This is a genomic window from Rhodopirellula maiorica SM1, assembly GCF_000346295.1.
GTDB classification, from domain to species: domain Bacteria; phylum Planctomycetota; class Planctomycetia; order Pirellulales; family Pirellulaceae; genus Novipirellula; species Novipirellula maiorica.
In genome coordinates this window covers 1-8,139 of sequence record NZ_ANOG01000694.1, presented here as the reverse complement: position 1 = coordinate 8,139, position 8,139 = coordinate 1, and the positions used below count along the sequence as shown (strand labels likewise).

Sequence of the window (8,139 nt, the reverse complement as noted above, 5' to 3'; positions counted from 1 at the left end):
CCATCGGCATTCGCGGCGAAGTGCTGACACTCGATCCAAGGGTTTCCAAGCAACAACACGGCGTCGGTGTGGTTATCGGTTTCGTCATTGCCGACCGTCCGGCCGATCATGGTGCCACCGTTGGCGAACACGTCGCAAAGCGCTTGGTTTTCACGGATGATGCAACCGTGTGCATCTTTGATGTAGACGCAATCGGTGAAACGGTTCAGATCCGGCTCGGAACCTGATGCGTTGGAACCTGGTGCGTTTTCAGCCCACTGCAACAACGCATTGACGACTTGAGTCTTCGACAACTCAAACGTGCGAGAATGAATATGGTGAGCTTTGTCGATGCGATTTGATATGTCCACGGAACGAAACATCATTCGGAAGGCCACGCGATTTCTGTGTGTTCATCTTTCGAGACAAGCCGCCACTCGTCTCGCAGCGTCGACTTATTAATATCCCCCACATAACGGGGTGGCGTCTAGATGGTAATTCGATTCTGTGCAATGAAATGCCGAGATCGGCTGCATGTACAAAACGTTACGTAGGCGTTGACACGGCGTTCTTGCGTCGAAACGGGTTGCATCGCCGACCAACTTTTTTGCTGAGTTTTTTTCCGGCTTACGTATTCATGCGACGAATGCTTCGTAGATACGAAGGTTTGGTTAATTTGAAACGCGATTTTGCGGTTCGTTCGGGGAAGGCGCAAAAAAAGCGTAGGCTTCCGAATGGCTGTGTCCAATGAGTCTCGTCAAACGATTGAGTCGTCATTGAGATTCTGCATCCATCAAGAATGGATCTCGCCCGACTCCGCTTGATCACGGCGCACGACTGGCTGAATCGCTGCCCGGCGGAGCCTGATGCAATGGTTAAGACGTGGCGATGCATCATGTTGGGATGAATCAGCACGACCGGTATGATGAGACTTTGGCGACGGAATTCAATGTCGTTGACGCTTTTATCCGATCTCTAGTTTTGTTCAAGGAGGAGTACAGTCCACGAGCTGGCCCGTTTCTTGACTTGATTTGATTTGAGGAAGGATTCCTCAATACGAAACATTACCTTCCAAACCATCCATCCACTTCGAGGGCACCATGCTCGTCCTTTCCAGACACCGCGACGAAAGCATCATGATCGGCGACGATGTTGTTGTTACCATCGTTGATATTCGAGGAGACAAAGTCCGCTTAGGGATCGAAGCTCCGCAGTCGATTCCTGTTCACCGGCAAGAGGTTTACGATGCGATCCAGCGTGAGAATCGCAAATCATCGCAAACCGCGCCGGGGGCGACCAAAGACGTTCGCCCACAACGAGGCGATTGAATCGCTGCGATGTAGCTGCCCCTGAACAGGATGAATCACTGCAGTGGCAAGTTCCGATGGTAGCGGTTTTAACGCTGCTGCTTGCATCGGTGTCATGCAGTTCCTGTTTGACCAACGCCCTGTGATCGGGGCGAATCGGATTGAATGCGTATCGGCGATGTCGCGTTTGCGAAAGATCGGATGGGCTTGAGCAATCACAAGCGATACCAAACCGCGCGATCAAATTTGTTGCGGTTCCAAACCACGGCTTAGACAAAGCGACATGATGTCGGTTTGGGCAGGTGGGGTGGCGAAGAACGAATTCAATAGACAACACGAAAGCCCTGGAAGACGTCCCCGCGTCGACCAGGGCTTTTTTCGTTTCTGCGTTCTCTGTAGCGGTTGTAGCGATTAGGTTCCCACGATTAGTGGGATTTTGTGTCTTGACGGAAAAGCTTGATCAAGTTTCCCAGTCGGTATGCGTTTCGTAACCCATCTTTTCGGCAGACAAGAGTGCCTTCATGGGGTAGGAATCGAAGGTCGGTTCCAAAAAACGAGGCAGTCCTAATGTCTGCCGGTCCTTTTTAGCGGCCGGATCCACCATCGTGTATGCGATTGGCCGCAACATCAGAGGATTAAAAGAACTATGACCAGAATCAATACCAACGTTTCGTCACTTGTTGCTCAGAACCGACTGCAAAGCAGTAACAATGACTTGCAAACTTCCTTGACACGTTTGAGCACCGGTTTGCGAATCAACAGCGGGGCGGATGACCCAGCGGGTTTGATCGCGAGTGAAGCATTGCGATCGGAAATCACCGGTCTGAACAAAGCAATCAGCAATACCAGCCGTGCCAACCAAATTATCAGTACCGCCGATAGTGCATTGGGGCAGGTCAGCAACCTGCTTAACGACGTGCGTGGATTGGTGGTCGAAGCAGCGAATACCGGAGCGTTGAGCAGCGAGGAAATCGCGGCGAACCAACTGCAAATCGACAGCTCGCTTGAAGCGATCAACCGTATCGCTCAAACCACGACCTTCCAAGGCCGTAAATTGCTCGACGGCAGCTTGGGCTTCCAAACCACGGCCGGCACCAATTTTTCCAAGGTCAAAGATCTTCAGGTTGACCAAGCCAGCTTGGGTAGCGCCGGAAAGGTTTCGGTGGATGTCACCGTCAGCAAAGCGGCCGAGCAAGCGTCGGTCGACGTTGCGAATATTCCTGCGGGCATCGAAGCCACGGCAGCAACCGGCGACATCACTTTCACCAGCCAAACGGCAGCGGTTGCATCGACGCTGGATTTCACACTCGGAGGCGAAGACTTCACGCTGACCGCGGACACCGCTGGTGCGGCCGGTGACGATTTGAGCATCACCGTCGTGGCATCGGGTGGAACGGGAACTTCGCCGGTGGTCTCGAAGTCGGGCGATGACTACACAATCACGCTGGCAAGTGATTCGACCGCCACGGCGGACGATATCGCTACAGCGTTTAATACGTTTGTTGATGCCAACGATGATGACGCAACCTTGACCACCACCGGCGGAACAACCAATGTCGGTGCGGCGACGTTGACGCAAACGAGTTTGGCAGGAGGTGCCGATGCAGGTACCGCAGAAACCGCCACTCTAAATATTACCGCTGATGTCGCAGGCACCGCCAGCAACATTGCCAGCATTAGCTATGTAGAAGATTCTGGCACAACGACTCCGACGGCATCGTTTGACTCCGACACCGGAGCCCTGACGATCACTGTCAACGACGCCACCAATGTGACGCTGTCGTCTGTGGTTGATGCGATCGCGGCAGGCACGGACTTCACCGCCGAAATCGAAACCGGAGGTGATTTCACGACGTTTGATCCGACGATCACCACCGCCGCAAGTGCCAACTTGGTCGATGGTGTCGATCTGGGTGGCGGCTTGGCCGAAGCTGCCGTATTTGAGCTGCAAGGAAGTAACGGATCGGAAGTATTTAACGTCAGCAAGAACACCACGATCGACGATTTGGTCAGCCAAATCAACTTGGTTTCCGACGCGACAGGTGTTAAAGCGACTGCCAGCGGAACAACGCTCAGTTTGACCTCGACTGATTACGGTAGCGATGCTGTCGTCGATTTGCGAGTGATCAACGAAGCGGCAACGGGCACCTTGACCGCTGCGGTCGGAGCCGGCAAACGGGATACCGGGGCCGATATCCAAGCCAAGGTCAACGGTATCGAAGCCAATGGTAAAGGCAACAGCCTGAACATCAATACTTCGACACTTGACCTTTCGCTGACTGTCGAAGAAGGATCGAGTGATAACATCAGTTTCGATATCACCGGCGGTGGTGCCAAATTCCAACTCGGATCCGATGTCGTTGGCAACCAACAAGCTCGGATCGGTATCAACAGCGTCAACAGCGCACGCTTGGGTGGAACCAGCGGTAAGTTGTTCGAATTGAGTTCGGGTGGATCGGCATCGCTAGCGAACGATCCATCGAAGGCGGCTGAAATTGTTGGGCAAGCGATTGAGCAAGTGACCGGTATCCGAGGTCGACTTGGTGCGTTTCAATCGACAACGCTTGACAGCAACTTGGTCAGCTTGAATGAAACGCTTTCGAATTTGCAAGAAGCAGAAAGCTCGATCCGTGACGCCGACTTTGCTCAAGAGTCAGCAAATCTGACACGGGCACAAATCTTGGTCCAATCCGGCACCAACGTGTTGTCGCTGGCCAACCAGAATCCTCAAAACGTTCTCTCGTTGCTTCGATAATTTCGAAGTCACGTCGGAAGAGACGATTTTAATAGTAGCGACAGGCCGCTCGAGAATATTCTCGAGCGGCCTGTTTTCGTTTGCGCCCGCAGCTCCCATTCCCAACCTATTGCGAGTCGAAACTCCCCAAGTGAACCGGTTTCGCCCAAGCAGAGGGGGGCAGGTCGTAAGTGTTATGGGGTTTCTAACTTGGCAAAGTCCAATCCATTTTGCCTAATCGGATCATGAAACTGCGATATCTAGTCAATCTGTAACGACTATGCCTGATATCGGACCATCTTCGAGTCGACCGATTCAGTTTTGTTGACAATATCCGCAGACTCTCTAGCGTCACATCCGATCTTCACACTGTCGGCAAAAGTGTCGATCCGAGGTTTGAGTCGCTCCGACTCCGTAGCCTTTCCAGGAACACCGGTTCACTTCGGCCGGATTCGTACCTTCACGTTTTCGATTTGCCGCAGGAATAATTAAGACCATGACAAGAATCAATACAAACGTTCCCTCGCTCGTCGCTCAGAACCGATTGCAATCGAGCAACAATGACTTGCAAACCGCGTTGACGCGTTTGAGCACCGGTTTGCGAATCAACAGTGGATCGGATGACCCGGCAGGCTTGATCGCGAGTGAAGCATTGCGATCAGAAATCACCAGTCTTGGCAAGGCGGTTAGCAACACGCAGCGTGCGAGCCAAATCATCAGCACCGCCGATAGTGCGTTGGGACAAGTCAGCAATTTGCTGAACGATGTCCGCGGTTTGGTGGTCGAAGCGGCGAACACCGGTGCCCTGAGCAACGAAGAAATCGCGGCGAACCAACTGCAAATCGACAGCTCCTTAGAAGCAATCAACCGAATCGCACAAACGACGACGTTCCAGGGGCGTAAGCTGCTCGATGGTGGTTTGGACTTCTTGACCAAAGCAGGCACGAACTTTAGCAAAATCAGCAACCTGCAAATCGACCAAGCGAATCTTGGTCCCAATGGTTCGCTGAACGTTTCGGTTTCGGTTACCGCCGCTGCGGAACAAGCCACCGTCTCGATCGCCAATATTCCTGATGCCACTGCCGCATCGAAATCAGCGGGTTCGCTTGATCTGACCCGTACCGTTGCTCCTGCGAGTGCGGCAGGATCGCTTGAATTTACGCAAGCCAATGCTCGAACCGATGCAACATCGGGCACGATCACGTTGCCAAATGCAGGGGACTTCACGTTTGCCGCCAAAGCCGGCGGAGCGTTTGAGGGAGCCGCTGGCGAAGGTTTGGACATCATTGTGCAGACCGTTGGTTCGGGAACGCTATCGTCGATCGACAGCTCCACCCCAGGTGAAGTGACCATCACGCTGGAAGAAGGCAAAACGCTAGCTGCCATTGCGGCAGAATTGTCCAGCGACACTGATTTTGATTTCTCGAGTGTTGCCGCCGTGAACGTCGACAATACCGATGTCGTCGCCAGTGGAAATGAGTCGCTGACCGGCGGTGCAGACGCATCGACCAGCACCGCAACGATCGACATTACCGCCGATGCAGACGGGGTGGCTGGAAACGTCGGGTTGGTATTTACCAAGACCAACGGAGCGACCACGAGTGCTAGCATCAATGTCGATGGTGATATCGAGGTGGTCGTTGATGACAACGGCACGACTACGCTCGAAGAAATTCGAGCCGCGATTGACGGAATCAGCGGCTACAGTGCTACGACCACCAATACCGATACGCCACCCGTTGGCGATTACGACAACACGACTGCAGCTCCGACCGCGACCGATTTGACCGGGGGTGTGGACGCAGCGACGTTGACTTCAGCGATCTCGTTGACCGCAGCGACCAACGGGGCAACCGCCAACGGTGCAACAATCACGTTCAGCAAAGTGGACGGAACCACCACTCCGACCGCCGTGGTCGATGGAAGTGGAAATATCACCATCACCGTGGACGACGATACCGATGTCGCTGTGTCCGATATTGTCGATGCGATCAACGCCGAAGGGACGTATGAAGCCGAAGCCGATGCGGGCGATACTTTGACGACCTTCAACGGCAGCACCGACACCGACAGCACCACGGCATTTGCCGGTGGTGGTTTGGCGACCGGTGGATTGGCCGAGGACGTCGTCTTCGAATTGCTCGGTAAAACCGGCTCGGAAGTCTTCAACGTCAGTGCCGGAACCGGGATCGACGACCTCGTCACGCAGATCAACTTGGTCAAAGATGCGACCGGTGTCACCGCGACCAAAGACGGGACCTCGCTTGTGTTGACCTCCAGCGAATATGGATCCGACGCGGTGGTCGACCTGCGTGTCATCCAAGAAAACGCCGGTGGAACTTTCGATACTGCGATCGGTGCCGGAGCTCGTGATACAGGGGCCGATATCCAAGCCAAGATCAACGGAGTCGATGCGAACGGCAAAGGTAACGAGCTGTCGATCAACACCTCGACCTTGGACGTCGCGATTACCGTCGAAGCGGGCTCGAGCGACAGCGTCGACTTCACCATCACCGGCGGTGGGGCTCTGTTCCAACTCGGTTCGGACGTGGTCAGCAACCAGCAAGCTCGGATTGGAATTGGCAGCGTCGGCTCGGCTCGACTCGGCGGAACCTCGGGAAAACTGTTTCAACTCGGCAGTGGCGAGGCTGCGGCTTTGAACACCGATCCTAACAAAGCCGCTCAAATTGTGACCGAGGCGATCGACCAAGTGACCAGCATCCGCGGTCGTTTGGGTGCGTTCCAATCGACGACACTTGAAAGCAACTTGGTCAGCTTGAATGAAACCATGGCCAATTTGCAAGAGGCGGAAAGTTCGATTCGAGACGCGGACTTTGCCCAAGAGTCGGCGAATCTGACACGGGCTCAGATCTTGGTCCAATCGGGCACCAACGTGCTGTCGCTTGCCAACCAGAACCCTCAGAACGTCCTATCGCTTCTACGATAAGACCTCATTGTTCCTGTTTGACTGGCATACGGCCGGTCGAGAGAGATCTCGGCCGGCTATATGTCATTCTCGCAGAATCCCTCGAATCGTCACAGAGTGCCGTCAATAGCGGATCTTTTTCTGGACGAATGGGCTGGTAATAGTCGATTGTGAGGTAGGGAATAGTGGAGAGTCTTGCGCAGATCCAACCGTGGACGGGGTGCGTGCTGCTCGCCCGGTGCTTCATTTGGCACTTCTCGACCCTACAAGACGCAGCTTGCGAATGATCGCAATGCCGCACTCCTATTACTAGCGTTGCAAAACAGTCATGGGGCGAATTCAATCATCCGTCGGTCTTGTCACCGGAACCGATATTGTCGGTACGGTAGATCAATTGATTGCAATCAGTGCCCAGCCGCGTGATCGTCTGATCGCCAGCACCGAATTGCTTGCTAATAAACAAGCGGCAATCGCCGAGTTGACGGCGTCGGTGATTGGTGTCCAGCTGGCCGGAAATCGGCTATCGAGTTCATCGCTCTTCAAAAGTAAAACGTCGACCTCATCCAACAGCGATGCGTTATCGGTCAAGAGCGGAAGTGCGGCCCAAGTGGGTACCCATGTGGTGCGTACGCTGCAAACTGCGTCGACTCACAAAACCACCTCATTACAACGATTTGAAGCCACCGATACCGCGTTGGGGTTTACCGGCCAACTTAATATTGACCACGGCGAAAATCTGATCGACGATTCGGTTGCGCTTTCGAGTCTGAACAATGGCCGTGGTGTTGAACCCGGTGTCGTGCGGATTACCGACCGCTCAGGAAAATCCGCAGAAATCGATTTTTCCAGTGCGCGAGACATGGACGATGTGATCTCGCTGATCAATGATGCGGACATCAATGTCCGTGCGACAACGTCGGGCAATTCGCTTCAATTAATCGACAATACCGGCTCGACCGATAGCAATTTGATCGTCGAACAGCTCGGTGATGCGGAAACCGCAGCAGACCTCGGCATTTGGGGTGTCGATGTTGCTAGCAGCACCGTGACGGGGCTTGAGCTGGACCTTCCCGATGGCACGGAATCGGTTCGCGGTGCCGCACTAAGTGAATTGGCCGGTGGCAGCGGCGTTGGACCGCTAACCAATCTCGATATCACGCTTTCGGACGGTTCTTCGGCCAGCATCGACTTGT

At 54.1% G+C, this 8,139-nt stretch carries 6 protein-coding genes; 5 read left to right on the top strand and 1 reads right to left on the bottom strand.

Annotation, left to right across the window (positions count from 1 at the left end; genetic code table 11):
- A partial coding sequence (locus RMSM_RS22360) for a hypothetical protein (protein WP_144057866.1) occupies positions 1 to 350 on the bottom strand: 350 nt, incomplete at its 3' end.
- Positions 351 to 1,079: 729 nt separating this feature from the next.
- Between RMSM_RS22360 and csrA the strand changes: the two genes are divergently transcribed.
- The 5 genes from csrA to RMSM_RS22335 form a co-directional block, all read left to right on the top strand.
- Positions 1,080 to 1,307, top strand: a complete 228-nt coding sequence (csrA, locus tag RMSM_RS22350) for a carbon storage regulator CsrA (protein WP_040768968.1) — start codon at positions 1,080 to 1,082, stop codon at positions 1,305 to 1,307.
- A 43-nt stretch (positions 1,308 to 1,350) separates the two neighbouring features.
- A complete protein-coding gene (locus tag RMSM_RS41205) occupies positions 1,351 to 1,497 on the top strand; it encodes a hypothetical protein (protein ID WP_160168347.1) in 147 nt (48 codons plus the stop codon).
- Positions 1,498 to 1,932: 435 nt separating this feature from the next.
- Entirely contained in the window at positions 1,933 to 4,041 is a 2,109-nt protein-coding gene (locus RMSM_RS22345; RefSeq protein ID WP_008701690.1) for a flagellin N-terminal helical domain-containing protein, read from the top strand.
- 475 nt (positions 4,042 to 4,516) lie between these two features.
- Positions 4,517 to 6,967, top strand: a complete 2,451-nt coding sequence (locus RMSM_RS22340; protein ID WP_008701687.1) for a flagellin N-terminal helical domain-containing protein — start codon at positions 4,517 to 4,519, stop codon at positions 6,965 to 6,967.
- Positions 6,968 to 7,274: 307 nt separating this feature from the next.
- On the top strand, positions 7,275 to 8,139 hold an 865-nt coding region (locus RMSM_RS22335), incomplete at its 3' end, for a flagellar cap protein FliD N-terminal domain-containing protein (protein ID WP_008701684.1).